Genomic DNA, 20446 nt, shown 5'->3' on the forward strand with positions numbered 1-20446 from the left:
AGTCTCCTCACCGGTTCTTTCCGATGCCCACCTACACCGCGCCGCTGCGCGACATGCACTACGTCCTGTTCGACCTGCTGAAGGTGGAGGACGAGCTCAAGGCCTTGCCTGCCCACGCCGGACTTGATCGCGACACCATCGAGGCCGTGCTGGAGGAAGGCGCGAAATTCGCCAGCCAGGTGATCCAGCCGCTGAACCTGGTCGGCGACCGCGAAGGCTGCACCTGGCACGGCGATGGCGTGGTGACCGCCCCGCCCGGCTTCAAGGACGCCTACGCGCAGTTCGTGCAGTCGGGCTGGCCCTCGGTGGCCTGCGACCCCGACTTCGGCGGCCAGGGCCTGCCGACCATCGTCAACAACCGCCTGTACGAGATGTGGAACTCGGCCAACCAGGCCTGGCTGATGTATGCCGGCCTCTCGCACAGCGCCTACGAATGCCTGGTCGCGTTCGGCACGCCGGAACAGAAGCAGGTGTACCTGACCAAGATCGTCTCGGGCGAATGGACCGGCACCATGTGCCTGACCGAACCGCACTGCGGCACCGACCTCGGCATCCTCAAGACCAAGGCCGAGGACAATGGCGACGGCAGCTGGGCGCTGACCGGCACCAAGATCTTCATCAGCGCCGGCGATCACGACCTGGCGGAAAACATCCTGCACCTTGGTGCTGGCCCGCCTGCCCGGCGCACCGGCCGGCACCAAGGGCATCTCGCTGTTCCTGGTGCCCAAGTTCCTGCCGGACGCGAACGGCGGCGTCGGCGCGCGCAACGGCGTCAAGGCCGGTTCGATCGAACACAAGATGGGCATCCACGGCAACGCCACCTGCGTGATCAATCTCGACGGCGCCACCGGCTGGCTGATCGGCGAACCGCACAAGGGCCTGGCGGCGATGTTCGTGATGATGAACTCGGCGCGCCTGGGCGTGGGCATGCAGTCGCTGGGCCTGGCCGAGGCCGCGCACCAGAACGCCGTCGCCTATGCCAGGGACCGCCTGCAGAGCCGCGCGCCCACCGGTCCGGCTCTGCCGGACAAGCCTGCCGACCCGATCATCGTGCACCCCGACGTGCGCCGCATGCTGATGACCAGCCGCGCCTACACGGAGGCCGGTCGCGCCTTCACCACCTGGACCGCGCTGCTGATCGACCGCGAGCACTCGCATCCCGACCCGGCCGTGCGCGAGGAAGCCGACGAGCTGATGGCGCTTCTGACGCCGGTGGTCAAGGCCTTCATCACCGACAACAGCTTCGAGACCACCAACCTGTGCCTGCAGGTGTACGGCGGCCACGGCTACATCAACGAATGGGGCATGGACCAGTTCGTGCGCGACGCGCGCATCAACATGATCTACGAGGGCACCAACGGCATCCAGGCGCTGGACCTGCTGGGGCGCAAGGTGCTGATGGACGGCGGCGCGAAGTTCGGACGTTTCGCGCGCCTGATCGAAGGTTTCCTGAAGGAACACGCCGGCCGCGGGGACCTGGCCGAGTTCACCGGCCCGCTGGCGAAGCTGCTGGCCGACACCGCCACGCTGACCGGCGAGATCGGTGCCAAGGCCAAGTCCGACCCGAACGAAGTCGGCGCAGCTTCCGTTCCCTACCTGCGCATCGTCGGCCACCTGGCCTATGCCTGGATGTGGGCGCGCATGGCGGCGGTTTCCGCGGAAAAGGCCGCCGATCATTTCCACGCCGCGAAGCTGGCGACGGCGCGCTTCCATTTCGCGTGGCTGCTGCCGGAGGTCGAGCACCAGTTCCGGGCGGCGCGTGCAGGAGCTGGCACACTGATGGCGCTCGACGCCGCGCAGTTCTGAGTCCATCCAGCGGACCGACCTGCGCCCCACCCTCTCTGCCCGAAGGACGACCATGAAGCGCCTGGCCATTCCCCTGCTGTCAGTTCTGCTGGCTTTTTCCCATGCCGCGCCGGCTGAACAAAGCTCGCAGCGCGCGAGCGAAGCGCACATCGAGGCCGGCAAGCTGCTCGACGTGATGAAGGCCGATGCATCGATGCAGGCGATGATGAATGCCATGCTCGATGCGGAGATGCAGCAGAAGCCGGAGCTCGTGCCATACCGCAAGGTGATGACCGACTTCTTCGCCAAGTACATGAGCTACGCGGTGCTGCGCGACGACCTGGTGGCGATCTACGCCAGCGAGTTCACTGCGGAGGAACTGCGCGCCGCCCGCGAGTTCTATGCCACGCCGGCCGGCAGCAAGTTCCTCGAAGTCACGCCGCGCCTGATCCAGATGAGCGCCGATCTTGGCGTGCGGCGCGTCCAGGAAAACCTGCCCGAACTCAAGGCCATGGTCGCCGCCGAACAGGCACGACTGGCGCAACTGGAGGCCGAGGCCCAGGCGCTGGAAGACATCGCCGGCGAAGCACCGGCGGACGCCGGCCAGGACTGAGGCGTTCTAGCCGAACAAGGCCTTCCAGCCCGCCGGCCCCAGCTTGCGCAGGGTCTCGATGTTGGTCTCGTAGATGCGCCCGGCCTCCGGGAACGCCGCCACCGCCTTGTCCACGCTGTCCTCGCGCAGCAGGTGCAGGGTCGGGTACGGCGCGCGGTTGCTGAAGTTGCCCATGTCATCCGGTTCGCTGTCGGCGAACTGGTACTGCGGGTGGAAGCTGGCGACCTGCAGCACGCCGCCCAGGTCCAGTTCCTCCACCGCCGCGTCGGCGATGTCCAGGAAGTCGTTGTAGTCGAGGAAGTCGCGCAGCACGCGCGGGTGGATGACCAGCGTGGTCTCGATGTCGCCCGGATCGGCCGAGGCCAGCAGCTGCAGTTCGTGCAGCAGGTCCTCCAGCAACGACTCCTCGTTTTCGGCGTGGCTGACCACGTAGCGGATCTGCCGCTTCACGTGCACGGCCTTGGCGAACGGGCACAGGTTCAGGCCGATCACGGCCTTCTCCAGCCAGTCGCGCGTGGCGGCGATCACCGCCTCGTCGGACAGCGGCTCGATGCCGTGCAGGGGATCGGACGTGTGCATGTTCGCCTCCTAGCGCCGCATCTGTGCGGCCTTGCTGAGGTCGTTCCACCAGTAACGCGCGAACGAACGCAGCACGCCGCGCGACAGGTCCACCGGCCGGCCGTCGGCCAGGCGGTCCATCTGCTGGTAATACCAGCCCTGCGCACCCAGCACGTTGACCATCTTCGCGGCCAGCCAGGGGCTGGCCGGCGACAGGCGGCCACGCGCGCGCAGGTGCAGCCCCTGTTCGAACGCCGGCAGCGCGTCGAGTTCCCGCGCCAGCAGCCGGCGTGCGACATCGGGATGGGTGCAGAACGGTCGGGCGATGCCGATCAGGTCGGTGTCGCCGCTGGCCAGCGCCGCTTCCATGCCGGTGCGGGTACGGAAACCGCCCGTCACCATCAGCGGCATCGTCGCCACCCGGCGGATCGCCGCCGCGTAGTCCAGGAAATAGGCCTCGCGCACCCGGGTGCTGGCGCGCACCTCCACGGCATCCACGCTGCGGCCACTGACGCCAAGCAGGCGCGGCTGTTCGTAGTTGCCGCCGGAGATTTCCAACAGGTCGATGTTCTCGCCGTTGAGCAACTGCACCACGCCCAGGCAGTCGGCATGGCTGAAACCGCCCTTGCGGAAATCATCGGAATTGAGTTTCACCGACACCGGGAAATCGGCGCCCACGGCCCGGCGCACCGCACGCACGGTCTCCAGCAGGAAACGCGCGCGGTTTTCGAGCGACCCGCCCCAGGCATCGTCCCGGCGATTGGTCACCGGCGACAGGAAACTGCTGAGCAGGTAGCCGTGCGCGCCATGCACCTGCACGCCGGTGAAGCCCGTCTCCCGCGCGATCACCGCGACCTGGGCGAAACGCTGCACCAGCTCCAGGATTTCCTGTTCGCGCAGGGCCCGCGGCCGTGCGTAGTTGCCCAGCAGGTCCAGTTGCACGTCCGAGGGCCCGACCGGCTGCCGGGTGACATAACGCGGTGACTGCCGCCCGGCATGCGAGATCTGCATCCACAGCGCGTTGCCGGCGACGGTGCCGGCGCGCGACCAGGCCAGCAAACTTGCGCGGGCTTCGGCGTCGGTGCTGGCGGCGTGGCGGGGATCGATGGCGACATTGCCCGGGCGTTCAAGCACCTGACGATCGATCATCACGTTGCCGGTGACCAGCAGGCCGGCACCGCCCTCGCTCCAGGCGCGGTACAGGCGTTCGTGCCGCGGGGTGGCGCGCAGATGGTCGTCGCCAAGTCCTTCGGTCATCGCCGCCTTGCACAGGCGATTGGGCAGCACGGCGCCGCAGGGAAGGCGCAGCGGCTGGGCCAGCGGATCGACCATGGAGGGCTCCGGAAGGACGCGCAGGCCGCCACGATACCGGAATCGGAGGACCGGTCCATCCGATCCCCGCTTCCCGGCGTCAGCGGTGGTCGGCCTGGTGCTGCAGGCGCTGTGGGGCATCGCCTGGACCCTGTTGCCGGCATGAAAACACGACGGGCCGGCGATGGCCGGCCCGTGCGTGCGTTTCATCGTGCGGGTTCAGTGCTGCGCGGTCTTCACCAGCAGGTGCTTGGCCAGCAGACCGTGGACCTTGCCGACGCCGCGCGCCAGGTGCAGGGTCAGGAACAGGCCCAGCACGCCGGCCGCCATCAGCAGGGGCAACTGCCAGACCGGGGGCAGGAACACCTGGCCGTCGATGCTGCTGGTGAACCAGTCCAGGCCGATGTATTCCAGCACGGCGCCGATCGTGCCCACGATCAGGCCCAGCGACACGCTCATGGCCGTCACCGCCACCGTGAAGTAGGCGATGCCCAACGGCAGCATCAGCACCATGTACAGCATGGTGGACCAGGTGCGCGGGTCGGTGAACATGGCGCCGATGCGCGTCAGCAGCGGCTGGCCGCGGCCCACGTACAGCGGCCGGCGCGGCATGCGTTCGCCCAGCATCACTTCGACGATGCGGCCCTCGACCAGGCTCAGCATGCGCACGATGCCGATGAACAGGATCACCACCGGGATGCCGATGATCAGGATCGCGAAACCGGCCGACACGCTCAGGCCCGTCACCACCGTGGTGAAGTAGACGATGCCGGTGGCCAGCGACAGCAGCATGTAGAACAGCCCGGCCCAGGCGCGTGGATCGATCGCCACGCCGAAGAAGCGGCCCAGCGTGCTGCCGCGCGGTGGCGGCCTCGGCGTTCGCAGAGCCTGGCTGACCTGGACCTCGGTGTCGCGGTAGATCGCCGCCACCTCTTCGGGCGCGCCGTAGCTGGTGGCGATGCGCGCCAGCATCTCGGCCTCGGGTATGCCGGGGTTCTCCGCCAGTTCGGAACGCAGGTACTCCTCGGCGTCGTACAGCGCGTCCTGCAACAGGGCCGGGTCCGCGCTGCGCAGTTCGTAGCGCAACTGGTCCAGGTATTCGGGAATCGTCTTCGGGGTGACGGTGTTCATTGCAGGTGTCCTTCCAGCACGGAGTCGACGGATTGGCGGGTGCTGCGCCAGGTGGCGGCCCATTCGGCCAGCACCTGTTCGCCCAGCGGGGTGATGCGGTAGTAGCGGCGCGGGGGCCCGCTGATCGAGGGTTCGACATGGCTCTCGGCCAGGCCGGCGGCGCTGAGGTTGCGCAGCACCGGGTAGAGCGCGCTCTGTTTGCCGCCCAGCAGCGGGTCGCCGGTCTGTTCCAGGCGCTTGGCGATCTGGTAGCCGTACAGCGGTTCGCTGGACTGGCCCAGCACCGCCAGCAACACCGGGGACACGGTCCCGGCGCTGAGTTCCTTCTGGAATTTCTTCTGGTGCGGCTCGGTTTCGGCCATGGCCCTGTCCTCGACTGCCCGATAGGGTCTGCTTGACCATATCGTTAAGTTCACACTAGCCAGTCGTGGTGGGGGTTGCGCAGTGCCGGAAGTCAGGGTGGTAGTGTTTAGGCTGGTCCCTGCCCCGATGGAGATGTCCTCGATGAGCGCTGCGTCCATGTCCGGTCCGATGCCCGTGGTGTTCCTGGGGCACGGTTCGCCAATGAACGCGATCGAGGACAACGCCTGGCGGCGAAGTTGGCAGGCCCTGGGCCAGCGGCTGCCGCGCCCCAAGGCCATCCTGTGCGTATCCGCCCACTGGGAAACCCAGGGTGTGTACGTCAGCGCCGCCGAACACCCCGAGACCATCCACGATTTCCACGGCTTCCCGCGCGCCCTGTTCGACGTGCGCTACCGCGCGCCGGGCAGCCCGGAGCTGGCGCACCGCGTTGTCGATCTGCTGCGCCAGCCGCATGCGCACCTCGACCACAAACGTGGCCTGGACCACGGCGCCTGGGGCGTGCTGGCGCCGATGTACCCCGAGGCCGACATCCCGGTGGTGCAGCTGAGCCTGTCCATCCTGCAGCCCGGCGCCTGGCACTACGACCTGGCCAAGCACCTGGCGCCGCTGCGCGACGAAGGCGTGCTGGTGGTCGGCAGCGGCAACATCGTGCACAACCTGCGGCTGTGGCGGCAGAACAAGCCCGAGGCCTACGACTGGGCCCAGCGATTCGACGAGGACATCGCCGACCGCATCGCCGAAGGCCACCACGAGGGCATGCTCGGTTACGAAACCCTGGGGCCGGATGCGCTGCTGGCGATCCCGACGCCCGAACACTACCTGCCCCTGCTCTATGTACTGGCGCTGCAGCGCGAGGGCGAAAGCGTCGAGTTCTTCAACGACGAAGTGGCCAGCTCGATCTCGATGCGCTCGGTGCTGATCGGCGCCTGAGCGCGAATGGGTTCAACGCCGCTTGCGCGGCAGAAACTCCGGCCAGCCGTTCCAGGCCAGCGCCAGCAGCGTCACGATGATCAGCACGCTGTACTCCATGCCGTTGCGCCCCAGGCCGACCACGAACCAGCCGGCCGGCCAGTGCACCAGCCACAGGCCGATGCTGTAGATCAGCGCGAACACCAGGCAGACCGGCGCCACCAGCCGGCGCACGCCCAGCGCCAGCAGCGGCGCGGCCACCAGCTCGAAGCCGGTCACGAACCAGGCGACGCCCAACCCGAGCGGAATGCCCTGGCTGCCCAGCCAGCCGCCGAACGGCACCACGCCGTCGTGCATCACGCGCGCCAGCCCGTGGATGAAAAGCAGGGTCGCCAGCAGGATCCTGACGATCGCCAGGGCGCGCGACGCGCGTCCCGGGTGTGCCGCGGAATAACTGGACATGGGTCCTCCGTGCAGATCGTTGTGCCCCGAGGATAATCGCCCCGGACGCGCGACGCAGGACGCGGCATCCGCACATGTCCGGAGCGTGGCCGGATGTTAGGCTCCGCCAGCCGCCCGCCAGGAGTGAACCGTGGCCGACAACACCCTGCTGGTCCTGTTCCTGCCGATCGCGCTTGCCGTGGTCATAGCCGGCCTCGGCCTGCACCTGACGCTGGCGGATTTCCGCCGCGTGCTGGCGACACCGCGCGCCGTGCTGGTGGCACTGGTCGTGCAGGCGCTGCTGCTGCCGCCGCTGGCCTTCCTGCTCTGCCGCGCGTTTTCGCTGCCCGGCGAACTGGCGCTCGGCCTGATCCTGCTGGCCGCCTCGCCCGGCGGCGTCACCGCCAACCTCTTCAGCCATCTCGCGCGTGGCGACGTCGCCCTGAACATCAGTCTGACGGCGATCAACAGCCTGCTGGCGCTGCTGACCCTGCCGCTGTGGACGGCGCTGGCCCTGTCCCTGTTCCTGGGCGACGAGGCCAGCGTGCCGCCACCGACCGGCAAGGTGGTGGAAGTGGCGCTGCTGGTGATCGTGCCGGTGACCTGGGCATGGCCGTCCGCGCCTGGAACCCGATGCTGGCGGACGCGGCGGAAAAACCCGTGCGCGTCCTGTCCTCGCTGCTGCTGGGCGTGCTGATCGCCCTGGCTTTCATCTCGGAATGGGAGACGGTGCGCGAATTCGCGCCGGTGGTCGGCCTGGCCTGCGTGTCGTTCAACGTCATCAGCCTGCTGGCGGGCTACTTCCTGCCGCGGGCGACAAAACTGTCCGAACCGCAGGCGATCGCGATCGGCTTCGAGGTCGGTATCCACAACGGCACGCTGGCCATCTTCATCGCGCTCGAAGTCCTGGGACGCGCCCAGGCCACCATCGCGCCGGCCATCTATTCGCTCAGCATGTACCTCACCGGCGCGCTGTTCGCCGCCTGGCTGCTGCACCGCCGGCCGCGCCGCGCATGAGCAAGGCCTACGACCGCCGCTACTTCGACACCTGGTACCGCCAGCGCGACCTGGGCGGCAAGGCCGCACTGACGCGCAAGGTCGCGCTGGCGGTGGCGCTGGCCGAATACCACTTGGGCCGGCCGCTCCGGTCGGTGCTGGACGTGGGCTGCGGCGAAGGCGCCTGGCGCGCGCCGCTGCTGGCGCTGCGACCGAAGCTGCACTACATGGGCGTGGACTCCAGCGACTACGCCATCGCCCGCCACGGCGCCCGCCGCAACCTGCACTGGCTGCCCTTCGGCGACCTGGCGGCGCTGCCGCCGATGCGGCCGGTGGACCTGCTGGTGTGTTCGGACGTGATGCACTACCTGTCCGACGAGGAACTCAAGCGCGGCCTGAAGGAATTTTCGCGCCTGTGCGACGGCGTCGCCTTCCTGGAAGTGTTCGCCGAGGGCGACGACATCGTCGGCGACCTGCAGGAGATGCACCGCCGACCCGCCGCCTGGTACCGCCGTGCGTTCGCGCGCGCGGGGTTCACCGCCGCCGGATCGCACCTGTACCTGAGCGCGGACGTCGCCGCCGCGGCCACCGCGCTCGAGCTGCCTTGATCCGCGGCCCCGGACCGCGCATGAGCGACACGCCCTACGCCGACCTCGACCCCGATCGCATCCTGGACGCGGTCGAGTCCCTGGGACTGCACGCCGACGGCCGCGTGCTGGCGCTCAACAGCTACGAAAACCGCGTCTATCGCATCGGCCTCGAGGACGGCGCGCCGCTGGTGGCGAAGTTCTACCGCCCCGGCCGCTGGACCGATGCCGCCATCGCCGAGGAACACGCCTTCGTACTGGAACTGCAGGCCGCCGACATCCCGGTGGTCGCGCCACTCGCCTACGGCGGCGCCACGCTGTTCCCGTTCGAAGGCCACCGCTTCGCGCTGTACCCGATGCGCGGCGGCCACGCGCCGGAACTGGGCGACCGCACCGTGCTGACCCACCTGGGCCGCACGCTGGGCCGCCTGCATGCGGTCGGCGACAACGCGCCCTTCGTGCACCGCGGCCGCATCGGCATCGAAAGCCACGCCGAAGACCCGGTGCACTACCTGCTGGAAAACGATTGGCTGCCGCCGGTGCTGACCAGCAATTTCGAGCGCCTGGCCGAAGCCCTGCTGGACGCGATGGACGCCGCCGAGGAACGCGCCGGCGCCGTGCACCTGCTGCGCCTGCACGGCGACTGCCACCCGGGCAACATCCTGTGGCGCGAGGACCAGGCGCTGTTCGTGGACTTCGACGACACCCTCACCGGCCCGGCCGTGCAGGACCTGTGGATGCTGCTGGGCCGGCGCGAGGACATGGCGAAACCGCTGCGCTGGCTGCTCGAAGGTTATGAACAGTTCCGCCGCTTCGACCGCCGCGAACTGCACCTGGTCGAAGTGCAGCGCACCCTGCGCCTGCTGCACTACAACGCCTGGATCGCCCGGCGCTGGCACGACCCGGCCTTCCCCGTCGCCTTCCCGTGGTTCCAGGAACCCCGGCACTGGGAATCGGTGATCACCCAGATGCAGGAACAACTGGCCGCGCTGCACGAAGCCCCCCGACCCGGACTGAGCCGACCGGCTCGGTTACCCTGCCCCCACTTCCTTTCCCGCCTGGAATCGAGACCCATGAATCCCGCCCGCACCCTGCTGCCCATCGCCATCGTGCATTCGCCCTGGCCGCCTGTTCGCCCGCCACGCCGCCGGAGGCACCGTCCCCGGATACGACCGCGGCTGCCGAAACCACTCCGGCCGACGACGCGCCCAAGGCCAAGGGCAAGACCATGCAGGAAGTGCTCGACGCCTCCACCCCGGCCGACTGGCGCCCGCTGGACCCGCAGAACACGCTGTACATGGACGTGGGCGGCGGCCGCGTGGTGATCGAACTGGCACCGGACTTCGCGCCCGGACACGTCGCCAACATCCGCACGCTGGCGCAGGAAAATTATTTCGACGGCCTGGCCATCGTGCGTTCGCAGGACAACTACGTGGTGCAGTGGGGCGACCCTGACGGCGGCGACCCGGCCAAGGCGCGCCCGCTGGGTTCGGCCAAGGCGACGCTGCCGGCGGAATTCACCCGCCCCGCCGAAGGCCTGTCCTTCACGCGCCTGCCGGACGTGGATGGTTACGCGCCGGAAGTCGGCTTCGTGCAGGGTTTTCCCGCCGGCCGCGATCCTGCGGGCAACGAAGCCTGGCTGACCCACTGCTACGGCACCGTCGGCGCCGGCCGCGGCATGGAACCCGACAGCAGCACCGGCGCCGAGCTGTACGTGGCGATCGGCCCCAGCCGCCAGCTCGACCGCCTGATGACCACGGTCGGTCGCGTGGTCAAAGGCATGGAATTCCTGAGCGCGCACCCGCGTGGCACCGGCCCGCTGGGCTTCTACGAAAATGAAAAGCAGTTGGTGCCGATCCAGGCGGTCACCCTGGCGGCGGACCTGCCGGCGGAACAGCGCGAACGGCTGGAGATCCTGCGCACCGACACGCCGACCTGGGAGGCGCTGGTGGAATCGCGCCGCAACCGGCCCGAGGAATTTTTCCTGCGCCAGGCCGGCCACATCGAACTGTGTTTCGTGCCGGTGCCGGTGCGGGAGATTGCGGCGGCGCCCTGAGCGCCCGGCCAGCCGGGTTTCCCGGCCCGGACCACCTTGCCGCCAGGACCGTCGTTCCGGCCGGGATTGCCCGCCGTCGTCGTGGGACAATGCCGCCGTGGACACCGCCATCGACCCGACCATCCATTGCGACACCTGCCAGGCCTGCTGCTGCCAGCTGCCGGTGCGGGTGCTGCCGGGTGATCTGCCGCCGGAACATTTCCTGGACGAGGACGACGACGGTTACCTGATCATGGCCAAGGCCGACGACGGCTGGTGCGTGGCGCTGGACCGTGACCGGATGTGCTGCAGCATCTACGAGCAGCGCCCCTTCGTCTGCCGCGAATTCGACATGGGCGGCGGCGACTGCCGCGACGTGCGCGACGACTGGCGCCGGATCGCGCTGAGCCTGCAGTGAAACCCTGGTTCGTGTACCTGATCGAGTGCGCCGACGGCAGCCTGTACACCGGCGTGGCGGTGGACGTGGACAAACGTTATGCCGAACACGCCGCCGGCAAGGGCGCGCGCTACACCCGATCGCATCCGCCGGCGCGGCTGCTGGCATCGTTCCCGCATCCTGACCGGTCCAGCGCGCTCAAGGCCGAATACGCGATCAAACAACTTTCGGCGGGCGAAAAACGCGCGCTGGCCCGACAAGGAATGCCGGAAACATGAGCCCCGCCCTCAAAGCCCAGTGGCAGATGCATTTCTGCGTGCTGCTGTGGGGCTTCACCGCGATCCTGGGCAAGGCGATCACGCTGCCTGCGATGGCGCTGGTGGTGTGGCGCATGGGGCTGGTGACGCTGGCCTTGTTGCTGGTGCCGCGGGTGTGGCGCGGATTGCGGGCCTTGCCGCGGCGGTTGATCGGCATCTATGCCGGTATCGGCGCCCTGGTGGCGCTGCATTGGCTGACGTTCTACGGGGCGATCAAGTTGGCCAATGCGTCGGTGGCGGTCACGTGCATCGCCCTGGCGACCGTCTTCGTACCGTTGGTCGAACCCTGGGTCACCGGCAAACGTTTCCAGCCGCGTGAACTGCTGCTGGGCGTGGCGGCGGTTCCGGGCGTGGCGCTGGTGGTGGGTGGCGTGCCGTCGGGCATGCGCGCGGGCATCGTGGTCGGCACGATCTCGGCGGTGCTGGTGGCGCTGTTCGGCGCGCTGCAGAAACGTTATGTCGAACGCGCCGATCCGCTGACGGTGACGGCGATCGAGCTGGGCGCGGGCGGACTGTTCCTGGCGCTGTGCACGCCGCTGTTGCCGTGGTTCGGGTCGCCGCTGGTGATGCCGGGACTGCGCGACGGGGTGCTGCTGTTGATCCTGGCGCTGGCCTGCACGCTGCTGCCGTTCGCGCTGTCACTGGTGGCGCTGCGGCACATGAGCGCGTTTTCGGCGCAGCTGGCGGTGAACCTGGAGCCGATCTACGCGATCGTGCTGGCCGTCATCCTGCTGGGTGAGCAGCGCGAGCTGGGCGGGATGTTCTACGCCGGCGTGGCGATCATCCTGGCCGGCGTGTTCGTGCATCCGCTGCTGTCGCGGGAGCCGCCGCACAAGCCCGATCCTTCCACGCTAGGCACCGCGGAATCCAAATCACTGGATTGACCTGGCTTTTGGCTTGCCGCAAGAAAAACTCTCTTGCTAGTGGGCGGTTGGTTCGGTTTGCCGGGATCGTCCCTGGCGATAGGCCGCCGCACGAGGGAACTTTCCCGGCGACCGTGAATACGTCCATGTAGGCTCTTCAGCGACGTCCATGTCGCTGAAGGTCCGGAAAAGTCCCCTCGCACGACGGCCTGTGACGTTTCCGGGCCGGGTTGTCGAACTCGAAAAGCGCGTCGTGTCACCGCCTCCTGGGCGTGGTTCCAGGGTCATTGCTGAATGCCAGCCAGAAGCCAAGGCAAGCGAGCTCTTGCCCCAAAACGGCATCCCGGCCCGGGTGGTCCGCAGGCCGTCGTGCGTGAGGTCGCTTTCCGGGGCTTCGAAAACATGGACGTTTTCGAAGAGCCTACATGGACGTATTCACGGCGTCCCCGGAAAGCGACCTCACGTACGGCGGCCTATCGCCAGGAACGATCCCGGCACACACCCAGCACAAGGAAGATCAGGCAGAAGGCCCACGCCGAAGTCGCGGGGTGACCTCGAGGGTGATGTCGCCGTCGATGAGCTGCAGCACACCGTCCTGGATCAAGACCTGGAGATTCATGCCGCGCTGCAGCCGTTCGGCCAGTGCCTTGCTGGATTCGGGTGCGATGTCGAGCACCGTCAGATTGCGGCAGCGCGCCAGCGCCGCCTCGTTTTTTTTCCCACCACAGGTCTGCACCCCGCCCACCGTAGGTGATCAGCACCACCTGCCCCGCCCGCCCGCAGGCCTTGCGCAGGCGCGACTCGTCCGGCTGGCCCAGATCGATCCAAAGCTCGATCAACCCCGTCAGATCCTTGCGCCACAGGTCCGGCTCGTCGTCCGTGCTCAGCCCGCGGCCGAATTCCAGGCGCTCGTCCGCATGCAGCGCGAAAGCCAGCAGGCGCAGCATCAGCCGCTCCTCGGTTTCCGACGGGTGCTGGGCCAGGGTCAGCGCGTGGCTGGCGTAGTGATGCCGGTCCATGTCGCTGACCTGCAGCTCGGCCTTGTAGACGGTGGATTTGGGGGCCACGGCGATTCCGGAAGTGCATCGGGGCCGGCAGGGTGCGCGCCATGGACGGCCTTGTCCAGCCCGGTGCGATTGCCAGCCGGCGGGCGGGCGTGGACACTGTCGCCGGGAAATCGCGCGGGGAGCGCCGGAAACGTGGATATCTACGACAAGATCAAGCGCCTGTTCGGCTGGGGACCCAAGACGGAACCGGCTCGCCCGGCCACCACGCCCGCCCCGGCCACCGGCGGCACCGACAGCGCCGCGCCCGAACGCCGCAGCAAACCCCGTGTCAACGCCCGCCCCGGCACCCGCATGCTGGTGATCGACGACTCGGCCACCATCGTCGCGCTGCTCGCGCGCATGCTCCGGCAGAACGAATACACCGTGCTGGAAGCCGAGGACGCCGAAACCGGCCTCGAGATCGCCCGCACCCAGCAACCCGAACTGATCTTCCTGGACATCGTGTTGCCGGGCATGGACGGTTTCGCCGCCCTGCGCCAGCTGCGCCGCGACCCGTTCACCCGCGACATCCCGGTGATCATGATCAGCGGCAACGAACAGGCGACCGAGCAGTTCTACGTGCACCGCATCGGCGCCGACGACTTCATGAAGAAGCCGTTCTCGCGTGCCGAGGTGTTCGCCCGCATCGAGCGCCTGCTCGACGCCAATTCCGTGCCAAAGCGCCTGCCGGCCATGCCCCAGGCGGCCGACGATGCCGCGACCCCGGCCTGAGACGGCCGCGCGCCTGCGGGTAGTCCTTTGGTCGAACTCTCCCGATCTGTGACGCGGATCACTTTTTCCGGCCCGTACAGGCATAAACCAAGCCCATCTGCGTGGGGAGCGCCAGATGGGGTCGATCCAACGTCTCGATCCCGGTCCGGGGCGGCACACCGCCTCCGGGCCTGGCCACACCACGTGGCCCGCCCCAGCCGACGCCCCCGGCCCGTTTTCCACCCGCCCGCGTTCGGGATACTGAGCCCCGGTGCCCACGCACCGGACCCGGCATCCCCCGAACCGAGGCCCGCATGTCCAGATCCCTGCTCGTCTTCGTCCACGGCTGGTCCGTCACCAGCACCAGCACCTATGGCGAACTGCCCGCCCGCCTGAAAGCCGAAGCGGGTGGCGCGATCGACATCGCCCACGTGCACCTGGGCCAGTACGTCAGCTTCCGCGACGAAGTGACCGTGGCCGACATCGCCCGCGCCTTCGACACCGCCATCGCCAGGGTGCTGGCCGAGTCGGGCCGCAACCGCCGCTTCGCCTGCATCACCCACAGCACCGGCGGGCCGGTGGTGCGCGAGTGGCTGGACCGCTACCACGTGCAACGCAAGACGCTGGACGCGTGCCCGATGAGCCACCTGATCATGCTTGCGCCTGCGAATTTCGGGTCGGCATTGGCGCAGCTCGGAAAAAGCAGGCTGGGCGCGATCAAGGCGTGGTTCAACGGCGTTGAACCGGGCCAGGGTGTGCTGGATTGGCTGGAACTGGCCAGCCCCGAATCGGTCGCGCTGGCACTGCGTTGGGTCCACGACTACCCGAAGCTCAAGCTCACCGAAGGCACCAACCCGGTGTTCCCCTTCGTGCTCAGCGGCGACGCCATCGACCGCAAGCTCTACGACCACATCAACAGCTACACCGGCGAGACCGGCGGCGACGGCGTGGTGCGGCTGGCCGCGGCCAACCTGGACTGCAACCACCTATGGTGCTGGCGCAGGACGCGCTGGCGCCGGGCGAAACGCTGCCGACCGCACGCAAACGCCTGCGCGACCTGGTGAAGGTGTCGCACCACAAGTCGGCGCCCTGCGCCTTCAAGATCGTGCCGGGCGTGTCGCACAGCGGCACCGACATGGGAATCATGGCCAGCGTGCGCAACGACGGCCGCCCGCACGCCACCGTGGACGCGGTGCTGCGCTGCCTGGGCGTGAAGGACGCCGCGGGCTACACCGCCCTGCGCCAGGCCTTCGCCGCCGAAAACAGCCAGCACCAACGCCTGGAAAACCGCATCGAGGTCGAAAAGATCCCGGTGCTGCCAGATCGTCGTTATTTCCACGACCCGCACGCGATGGTGATCTTCCGGCTGATGGACGACACCGGCGCCCGCGTGCCCGACATGAACCTGCTGATCACCGCCGGCCCCGCCGCCGATCCGAACCAGCTGCCGCAGGGGTTCCTGACCGACCGCCAGGGCAACCGGCGTGCGTCGGGCAACATCACCTTCTTCCTGAACCACGCGGTGCTGACCGGCTGCCCGGAACTGAAAGACAAGGATGGAAAAGTACGTCGCCCCGAACTGATCCCGCGCCCGCCTTACGGCCTGCGGCTGCAGCCTCGAGATGTGGAGAGGTTCGTCGAACACTGGCCGGCTGAACTTGGCCGCGGCATCGCGGACCTGGTGGATGTGATCACGCCGAACCAGACGACGATCATCGACCTGCGCCTGACGCGGGTGGTGCGGGAAGGGGTGTTCCGGTTCACCCGCAGCCTCGCGCACAGGGACTTCAGGAAGGATCCGCCGGGAGCAGCGGTGTAGCGGCAGGCCACCGCCCGATCAGAAACGGTACACCGCCGAAAGCAGCAACGACTTGCGTGCCCCCAGGCCGCCCTCGACCAGCACGTAACCGCCATCGTCGCCCAGTTCCAGCAGCGCGCCGAGCAGGGTGTTCCAGGGACGGGTCGGCGACTGCTGGACGACGAACTGCAGGTCGGTGTCGGAGACACCGCCAGCGACCGTCTGCTGGATGGTCTGGTGCATCGCCCCGATCCAGACGGCGCCGGTCATCTTCGATCCCAGCGTACCGTGCAGGCCCAGGCGCGCGGAGAACACCGTGGCTTCCGGGTTGGTTTCGGCGATCAGCGCGTCGTTCTCGAACTCGAGGTCCGTACGGGTACGGTTCCAGTCGAGCACGACGATGGCCATGAGGTCCGGGTCCTCGCCGACCGGGGTTCCGCCCTGAAGGGTGACGCCGGCGCCGTAGGTGGGGCCTGAGAATTCCGCATCGAGCTGCAGCTGCCGCGGCACGATGAAACCCGGCAGGGAATCACCCGGGACCTCGATGACGCCGCGGGTCGTTCCCCGGGTGTATCCGGCGAGGCCGTAGACATCCAGGAACGGCAGCACCAGCACGTCGAACTTCGCCGAGACGTTCTGCTGGGTCGTGTCGACGCGGTCGATCTGCAGGACATTGCTGACCGACACCGGCGGTGCGCCATTGCGTCCCAGCCGCAGGTCCTCGATGTTCACCGGCTGTTCGGCCGAATAGGCGGTGATGGCGATGCCGAAGGGTGCCGGAAGGACGAATCCCCGTGCTTCGGCCTCCGCGCCCCAGATCGGCAATCCCGACCAGTGCGGCCCGGCCACGTGGCCTTCCCCGGTGGCCTGCGCCTCCCCGGCATGCCCGTCAGGCGCGAACAGCGCGCCGGACACCAGCAGGAACGTGCGGACGCAGCGGCTCGTCACCATGTCGGGAACTCCAGAACGGTACGGTTGCCCGTGCGGCCTCATCCGGACTCTAGCACCGGAGTTCTTCCGGCCGCGGAACGGAATTTTCACCTAGGCTGACGCACCATCGCTGCTCACGTCCCGACCACGAGGTGCCGCCATGACCAGCCGCCGCTCCTTCCTCTCCGCCGCCGCACTTGCCGCCACGGCCGCCGCGCTGCATCCCCTGCCCGCCTTCGCCGTGTCGCCGGTCGCGACCACGCTGGTGCGGCGTGCCATCCCTTCCTCCGGCGAGATGATCCCGGTGATCGGCATGGGCACCTCCGGCAGTTTCGAAGTGGACGCCGCTGGCCGCGAGCCGCTGAAGGAAGTGCTGCGGCGTTTTGTCGCCGGCGGCGCCAGCGTCATCGACACCTCGCCCAACTACAGCAATGCCGAGGACGTGCTGGGCGACCTGATGGCCGAGCTGGGCGTGCGCGACAGGATCTTCCTGGCCACCAAGCTCGCCGCCGACAACCGTGCCGCCGGCGAGGCGCAGTTCGCCGATTCGCTGCGGCGCCTGCGCACCGACAAGGTGGAACTGCTGGCGGTGCACAACCTGCGCGACTGGAAGACGCAACTGGCCTACGCGCGCGAACTCAAGGCTGAAGGCAAGACGAAATACGTCGGCCTGACCCATTACGTGAACGAAAAGCACGAAGAGCTGGCCGGCATCATGGCCGCCGAAAAACCCGACTTCATCCAGATCAACTATTCCGTCAGCACCACCAACGCCGCCAAGCGCCTGCTGCCGATGGCGAAAGACCTGGGCGTGGCAGTGATGATCAACCGGGCCTTCGACGACGGCCGGCTGTTTTCGCGCGTGGCGGGCAAGGCATTGCCGGGCTGGGCGGCCGAGGCGGGCGTGACGTCCTGGGCGCAGATGTTCCTGCGCTTCGTCACCAGCCATCCGGCGGTGACGGTGGTGATTCCGGCCACCGGCAAGCCCGACCGCCAGAGCGACAACCTGAAGGCCGGCGTCGGCCGTGACCTGAGCGACGCCGAGCGCGCCGAACTCGAGGCGATGTTCGCGTGACGTCTGCGCCGGGACCGGTGCTGCGCTTCCTGTCCCGGCTGTTCGGCGTCGAAGCCGACGAAGCGCCGGCGGTGATGGCCGGCGTGCTGATGTTCTTCCTGCTGTTCGCGGGTTATTTCATGCTGCGGCCGGTGCGCGAGACCATGGGCATCGCTGGCGGCGTGGATAACCTGCAGTGGCTGTTCACCGGCACGTTCATTGCGACACTCGCGGCCATTCCGCTGTTCGGCTGGGTCGCGGGCGCGCGCGGCGCGGCGGCGCATCCTGCCCTGGACCTACGGCTTCTTCGCGCTGAACCTGCTGGGTTTCGCGGCGGGCATCGCGGCGCAGCCGGACAATCCCCTGGATCGCGCGCGGGTTCTACATCTGGCTGTCGGTGTTCAGCCTGCTCAGCGTGTCGGTGGCCTGGAGCGTACTGGCCGATCTGTTTTCGGTGCTGCAGGCCAAACGACTGTTCGGCCTGGTCGCCGCGGGCCTGAGTGCCGGTGGGCTGGTCGGTCCGTTGCTGGGCGTGCTGCTGGTCGGGCCGCTCGGCATCGCCGGGCTGATGGTGCTGGCGACGGTGTTCCTGCTGGGCTCTTCGCTGGCGGCGATGAGCCTGCAGCGCTGGCGCGATCGGAACCCGTTGGCCGCGGACGAACCCAGGGCGCGCCAGCAGCCGCTGGGCGGCAATCCGTTCAAGGGCATCACCACGGTGCTGGCCTCGCCCTACCTGCTGGGCATCGCCGCCTTCGTGGTGCTGCTGGCCAGCGTCACCACCTTCCTGTACTTCGAGCAGGCGCGCCTGGTCGAACTGAACTTTCCCGACCGCACCGACCAGACGCGGGTGTTCGGCACGCTCGACTTCATCGTGCAAAGCCTGGCCTTTTTCACCCAGATGTTCCTGACCGGTCGCATCGTGCAGCGGCTGGGCCTCGTGGTGCTGCTGACGGCGGTGCCGGTGGTGATGGCGCTGGGTTTCCTGTGGCTGGCGTTTGCGCCCACCTTCGCCGTGTTCGCGGTGGTGATGGTGACGCGACGCGCCGGTGAATACGCGCTGGCGCGCCCGGGCCGCGAGATGCTGTTCACCGTGGTTCCGCCTGAAGCCAAGTACAAGGCCAAGAACGTCATCGACACCGCGGTCTATCGCGGCGCCGACGCGGTCAGCGGCTGGGTGAAGACCGGCATTGATGCGATCGCGGGCAATCCGTCCGTGGTGGCGCTGGCCGGTGCGGCAATGGCCTTGGTCTGGGCGTACACGGGCTGGTCGCTGGCGCGGCAGCAGAAGATCCTGGCGGCCGGCAGCGGAACGCCGGCATCACGAGGCTAGAGGCTCTTGCCGTCGAAGTACTGGCGCGGCACCGATCAGGCTCGCGCGCGCTTGGGGAAACCGACCATGCGCTTGAGGTCTTCGTCCCACAGCTTCAGGCGCGCGGATTTCAGGCTGGTCCAGAAGGTCAGGCGCGGCGCCGCCTGCAGCATCGGGTGCGATTCGAACGCCGCGCGCAGGTTGTAGTTCGGGATGCGGCTGGCCAGGTGGTGGATGTGGTGGTAGCCGATGTTGCCGGTGAACCAGTGGATCACCCGCGGCAGGTCGTAGAACGAGCTGCCGGCGATCGCGGCTTCGTGCGAGTCCCACTCCTTGCCCTTGGTCCAGTACGCGTCCTCGAAGGTGTGCTGCACGTAGAACAGCCACACGCCCAGCGCGCCGGCGATCAGCACGATCGGCAGGTGCACCATCAGCACGGTCTGCCAGCCAATGGCCCAGGCCATCAGGCCGCCCACGACCAGCAGCATCAGGTTGTTCAGCAGCACGCTGGCCCATTCCTTCTTCCACGAGAACGGCAGGTCGAAGGGGAAGCGGTGCTTGATCACGAACTGGTAGGCCGGACCGATGCCCAGCAGCACCGGGGTGCTGCGGTAGAAGCGGTAGCAGAAGCGCTTGAACCAGTGCATGGCCTGGTACTCGGCCACGGTCAGGGTCTCGATGTCGCCCATCTCGCGGCGGTCGAGGTTGCCCGAGGTGCCGTGGTGCACGGCGTGGGTTTTCTTCCAGTAGCCGTAGGGAAACAGGGTGATCAGGCCCAGGCAGCGGCCGACGGTGTCGTTGATCTTGCCGCTGGCGAAGAAGGAGCCGTGGCCGCAGTCGTGCTGGATGATGAAGGTGCGCACGTACAGGCCGGCTGCCGGGATCGCCAGCAGCAGGGTGAAGACGTAGTTCCAGTCGGCGTGGATGCTCCAGGCCATGAGAGCCCAGATCGCCGCGAACGGCGGCAGCGTGTTCAGCAGTTGCCAGACGGCCTTGCCCAGGTGGGGCTTGGCGAAACGCGCGCACAGCTGGCGCAGGTTGACCGGGGTGGAAGGTGTTTCGGCGGCTTCGCTCAAGGCAGGGCTCCGTATGGACGGCGCATTGTCCGGCTCCGGAGGGGATTCGGCAAATTCAAGCGCTTGCTCGACACCCCGGCCCCGGGCGGCTGATGGTAGTGATTAAGGACAAGGGAAGAATAACTAGGCAAAGCTTGTCCGGCATCGCTACAGCATCCGGCTGAAAAGGCCAACCGACAGGCTTTCCCGCCAGCCAGACAGTGATAGTGAGCAGTT

Annotated in this window: 23 protein-coding genes and 2 pseudogenes; 17 read left to right on the plus strand and 8 right to left on the minus strand. The window is 68.1% G+C overall.

Going from position 1 to position 20446, the window contains the following annotated elements; genetic code table 11:
* The first annotated feature begins 23 nt into the window (after positions 1-23).
* A pseudogene (locus FRZ33_RS17860) lies at positions 24-1806 on the plus strand (acyl-CoA dehydrogenase C-terminal domain-containing protein).
* Between the two features lie 52 nt (positions 1807-1858).
* Entirely contained in the window at positions 1859-2398 is a 540-nt protein-coding gene (locus FRZ33_RS13800) for a DUF2059 domain-containing protein (protein WP_146910308.1), read from the plus strand.
* A 6-nt stretch (positions 2399-2404) separates the two neighbouring features.
* On the opposite strand, the gene FRZ33_RS13805 is transcribed toward FRZ33_RS13800, so the two are convergent.
* The 4 genes from FRZ33_RS13805 to FRZ33_RS13820 form a co-directional block, all read right to left on the minus strand.
* Positions 2405-2977 carry a DUF1415 domain-containing protein gene (locus FRZ33_RS13805; RefSeq protein ID WP_146910310.1) on the minus strand — a complete coding sequence of 191 codons (573 nt, stop codon included), beginning with the start codon at positions 2975-2977 and terminating at the stop codon, positions 2405-2407.
* 9 nt (positions 2978-2986) lie between these two features.
* Positions 2987-4288 carry an NADH:flavin oxidoreductase/NADH oxidase family protein gene (locus FRZ33_RS13810; protein WP_146910312.1) on the minus strand — a complete coding sequence of 434 codons (1302 nt, stop codon included), beginning with the start codon at positions 4286-4288 and terminating at the stop codon, positions 2987-2989.
* Between the two features lie 198 nt (positions 4289-4486).
* Positions 4487-5398 carry a sensor domain-containing protein gene (locus FRZ33_RS13815; protein ID WP_146910319.1) on the minus strand — a complete coding sequence of 304 codons (912 nt, stop codon included), beginning with the start codon at positions 5396-5398 and terminating at the stop codon, positions 4487-4489.
* Entirely contained in the window at positions 5395-5760 is a 366-nt protein-coding gene (locus tag FRZ33_RS13820) for a PadR family transcriptional regulator (RefSeq protein WP_146910321.1), read from the minus strand. The genes FRZ33_RS13815 and FRZ33_RS13820 overlap by 4 nt, the downstream gene beginning before the upstream one ends.
* 142 nt (positions 5761-5902) lie before the next feature.
* On the opposite strand from FRZ33_RS13820, the gene ygiD reads away from it, so the two are divergent.
* Positions 5903-6691, plus strand: a complete 789-nt coding sequence (gene ygiD / locus FRZ33_RS13825; protein ID WP_227977911.1) for a 4,5-DOPA-extradiol-dioxygenase — start codon at positions 5903-5905, stop codon at positions 6689-6691.
* A 12-nt stretch (positions 6692-6703) separates the two neighbouring features.
* Here ygiD and FRZ33_RS13830 read toward each other — a convergent pair whose 3' ends face one another.
* Entirely contained in the window at positions 6704-7132 is a 429-nt protein-coding gene (locus FRZ33_RS13830) for a DoxX family protein (RefSeq protein WP_146910322.1), read from the minus strand.
* 130 nt (positions 7133-7262) lie between these two features.
* Between FRZ33_RS13830 and FRZ33_RS16535 the strand changes: the two genes are divergently transcribed.
* The 8 genes from FRZ33_RS16535 (at position 7263) to FRZ33_RS13865 (ending at position 12327) form a co-directional block, all read left to right on the plus strand.
* A complete protein-coding gene (locus FRZ33_RS16535; protein WP_227977913.1) occupies positions 7263-7808 on the plus strand; it encodes a bile acid:sodium symporter family protein in 546 nt (181 codons plus the stop codon).
* The gene (locus tag FRZ33_RS16540) at positions 7772-8128 is read left to right on the plus strand and encodes a bile acid:sodium symporter family protein (RefSeq protein ID WP_227977915.1); all 357 of its coding nucleotides are present in this window, start codon (positions 7772-7774) and stop codon (positions 8126-8128) included. Before FRZ33_RS16535 ends, FRZ33_RS16540 begins: the two co-directional genes overlap by 37 nt.
* Positions 8125-8715, plus strand: coding sequence for a class I SAM-dependent methyltransferase (locus FRZ33_RS13840; protein WP_146910324.1), 591 nt, complete (start codon positions 8125-8127; stop codon positions 8713-8715). The genes FRZ33_RS16540 and FRZ33_RS13840 overlap by 4 nt, the downstream gene beginning before the upstream one ends.
* A 20-nt stretch (positions 8716-8735) precedes the next feature.
* Entirely contained in the window at positions 8736-10019 is a 1284-nt protein-coding gene (locus tag FRZ33_RS13845) for a serine/threonine protein kinase (protein WP_146910326.1), read from the plus strand.
* Positions 9923-10750: a peptidylprolyl isomerase gene (locus FRZ33_RS13850; protein ID WP_146910328.1), complete on the plus strand. Its 828-nt coding sequence runs from the start codon at positions 9923-9925 to the stop codon at positions 10748-10750. The genes FRZ33_RS13845 and FRZ33_RS13850 overlap by 97 nt, the downstream gene beginning before the upstream one ends.
* 97 nt (positions 10751-10847) lie before the next feature.
* Positions 10848-11147 (plus strand): YkgJ family cysteine cluster protein, encoded by a 300-nt coding sequence (locus FRZ33_RS13855; RefSeq protein WP_146910330.1) that lies wholly within the window; start codon positions 10848-10850, stop codon positions 11145-11147.
* The gene (locus tag FRZ33_RS13860) at positions 11144-11404 is read left to right on the plus strand and encodes a GIY-YIG nuclease family protein (RefSeq protein WP_146910332.1); all 261 of its coding nucleotides are present in this window, start codon (positions 11144-11146) and stop codon (positions 11402-11404) included. The genes FRZ33_RS13855 and FRZ33_RS13860 overlap by 4 nt, the downstream gene beginning before the upstream one ends.
* Positions 11401-12327, plus strand: coding sequence for a DMT family transporter (locus FRZ33_RS13865; protein WP_146910334.1), 927 nt, complete (start codon positions 11401-11403; stop codon positions 12325-12327). Before FRZ33_RS13860 ends, FRZ33_RS13865 begins: the two co-directional genes overlap by 4 nt.
* A 496-nt stretch (positions 12328-12823) precedes the next feature.
* Here the strand turns inward: FRZ33_RS13865 and FRZ33_RS13870 are convergent.
* Positions 12824-13373 (minus strand): annotated as a pseudogene (locus tag FRZ33_RS13870) (YaeQ family protein).
* Between the two features lie 132 nt (positions 13374-13505).
* Between FRZ33_RS13870 and FRZ33_RS13875 the strand changes: the two are divergent.
* From FRZ33_RS13875 to FRZ33_RS13885, 3 genes are all read left to right on the plus strand, one after another.
* Entirely contained in the window at positions 13506-14084 is a 579-nt protein-coding gene (locus tag FRZ33_RS13875; RefSeq protein WP_227977916.1) for a response regulator, read from the plus strand.
* Positions 14085-14377: 293 nt separating this feature from the next.
* Positions 14378-15127, plus strand: coding sequence for an esterase/lipase family protein (locus FRZ33_RS13880; protein ID WP_146910337.1), 750 nt, complete (start codon positions 14378-14380; stop codon positions 15125-15127).
* Positions 15052-15882, plus strand: coding sequence for a hypothetical protein (locus FRZ33_RS13885; RefSeq protein WP_146910339.1), 831 nt, complete (start codon positions 15052-15054; stop codon positions 15880-15882). The genes FRZ33_RS13880 and FRZ33_RS13885 overlap by 76 nt, the downstream gene beginning before the upstream one ends.
* 18 nt (positions 15883-15900) lie before the next feature.
* Here the strand turns inward: FRZ33_RS13885 and FRZ33_RS13890 are convergent, their stop codons facing one another.
* Entirely contained in the window at positions 15901-16812 is a 912-nt protein-coding gene (locus FRZ33_RS13890; protein WP_146910341.1) for a hypothetical protein, read from the minus strand.
* Positions 16813-16951: 139 nt separating this feature from the next.
* Here FRZ33_RS13890 and FRZ33_RS13895 point away from each other — a divergent pair, with 139 nt between their 5' ends.
* Genes FRZ33_RS13895 through FRZ33_RS13900 form a run of 3 tightly spaced genes read left to right on the plus strand, consistent with a single transcriptional unit; the run spans position 16952 to position 19175 of the window.
* Entirely contained in the window at positions 16952-17866 is a 915-nt protein-coding gene (locus FRZ33_RS13895) for an aldo/keto reductase (RefSeq protein WP_146910343.1), read from the plus strand.
* Positions 17863-18345, plus strand: coding sequence for a hypothetical protein (locus FRZ33_RS16545; protein WP_227977918.1), 483 nt, complete (start codon positions 17863-17865; stop codon positions 18343-18345). Before FRZ33_RS13895 ends, FRZ33_RS16545 begins: the two co-directional genes overlap by 4 nt.
* Positions 18243-19175 (plus strand): NTP/NDP exchange transporter, encoded by a 933-nt coding sequence (locus FRZ33_RS13900; protein WP_227977919.1) that lies wholly within the window; start codon positions 18243-18245, stop codon positions 19173-19175. Before FRZ33_RS16545 ends, FRZ33_RS13900 begins: the two co-directional genes overlap by 103 nt.
* A gap of 35 nt (positions 19176-19210) precedes the next feature.
* On the opposite strand, the gene FRZ33_RS13905 is transcribed toward FRZ33_RS13900, so the two are convergent.
* Positions 19211-20230 (minus strand): fatty acid desaturase, encoded by a 1020-nt coding sequence (locus FRZ33_RS13905; RefSeq protein WP_227977920.1) that lies wholly within the window; start codon positions 20228-20230, stop codon positions 19211-19213.
* Between the last annotated feature and the right edge of the window lie 216 nt (positions 20231-20446).

Source organism: Arenimonas daejeonensis (assembly GCF_007993735.1).
Classification (GTDB): Bacteria; Pseudomonadota; Gammaproteobacteria; order Xanthomonadales; family Xanthomonadaceae; genus Arenimonas; species Arenimonas daejeonensis.

Coding starts and splice junctions, on each gene's coding strand:
- FRZ33_RS13800 (WP_146910308.1), top strand. CDS start 1,859: ATGAAGCGCCTGGCCATTCCCCTGCTGTCAGTTCTGCTGGCTTTTTCC.
- FRZ33_RS13805 (WP_146910310.1), bottom strand. CDS start 2,977: ATGCACACGTCCGATCCCCTGCACGGCATCGAGCCGCTGTCCGACGAG.
- FRZ33_RS13810 (WP_146910312.1), bottom strand. CDS start 4,288: ATGGTCGATCCGCTGGCCCAGCCGCTGCGCCTTCCCTGCGGCGCCGTG.
- FRZ33_RS13815 (WP_146910319.1), bottom strand. CDS start 5,398: ATGAACACCGTCACCCCGAAGACGATTCCCGAATACCTGGACCAGTTG.
- FRZ33_RS13820 (WP_146910321.1), bottom strand. CDS start 5,760: ATGGCCGAAACCGAGCCGCACCAGAAGAAATTCCAGAAGGAACTCAGC.
- ygiD (WP_227977911.1), top strand. CDS start 5,903: ATGAGCGCTGCGTCCATGTCCGGTCCGATGCCCGTGGTGTTCCTGGGG.
- FRZ33_RS13830 (WP_146910322.1), bottom strand. CDS start 7,132: ATGTCCAGTTATTCCGCGGCACACCCGGGACGCGCGTCGCGCGCCCTG.
- FRZ33_RS13840 (WP_146910324.1), top strand. CDS start 8,125: ATGAGCAAGGCCTACGACCGCCGCTACTTCGACACCTGGTACCGCCAG.
- FRZ33_RS13845 (WP_146910326.1), top strand. CDS start 8,736: ATGAGCGACACGCCCTACGCCGACCTCGACCCCGATCGCATCCTGGAC.
- FRZ33_RS13850 (WP_146910328.1), top strand. CDS start 9,923: ATGCAGGAAGTGCTCGACGCCTCCACCCCGGCCGACTGGCGCCCGCTG.
- FRZ33_RS13865 (WP_146910334.1), top strand. CDS start 11,401: ATGAGCCCCGCCCTCAAAGCCCAGTGGCAGATGCATTTCTGCGTGCTG.
- FRZ33_RS13880 (WP_146910337.1), top strand. CDS start 14,378: ATGTCCAGATCCCTGCTCGTCTTCGTCCACGGCTGGTCCGTCACCAGC.
- FRZ33_RS13885 (WP_146910339.1), top strand. CDS start 15,052: ATGGTGCTGGCGCAGGACGCGCTGGCGCCGGGCGAAACGCTGCCGACC.
- FRZ33_RS13890 (WP_146910341.1), bottom strand. CDS start 16,812: ATGGTGACGAGCCGCTGCGTCCGCACGTTCCTGCTGGTGTCCGGCGCG.
- FRZ33_RS13895 (WP_146910343.1), top strand. CDS start 16,952: ATGACCAGCCGCCGCTCCTTCCTCTCCGCCGCCGCACTTGCCGCCACG.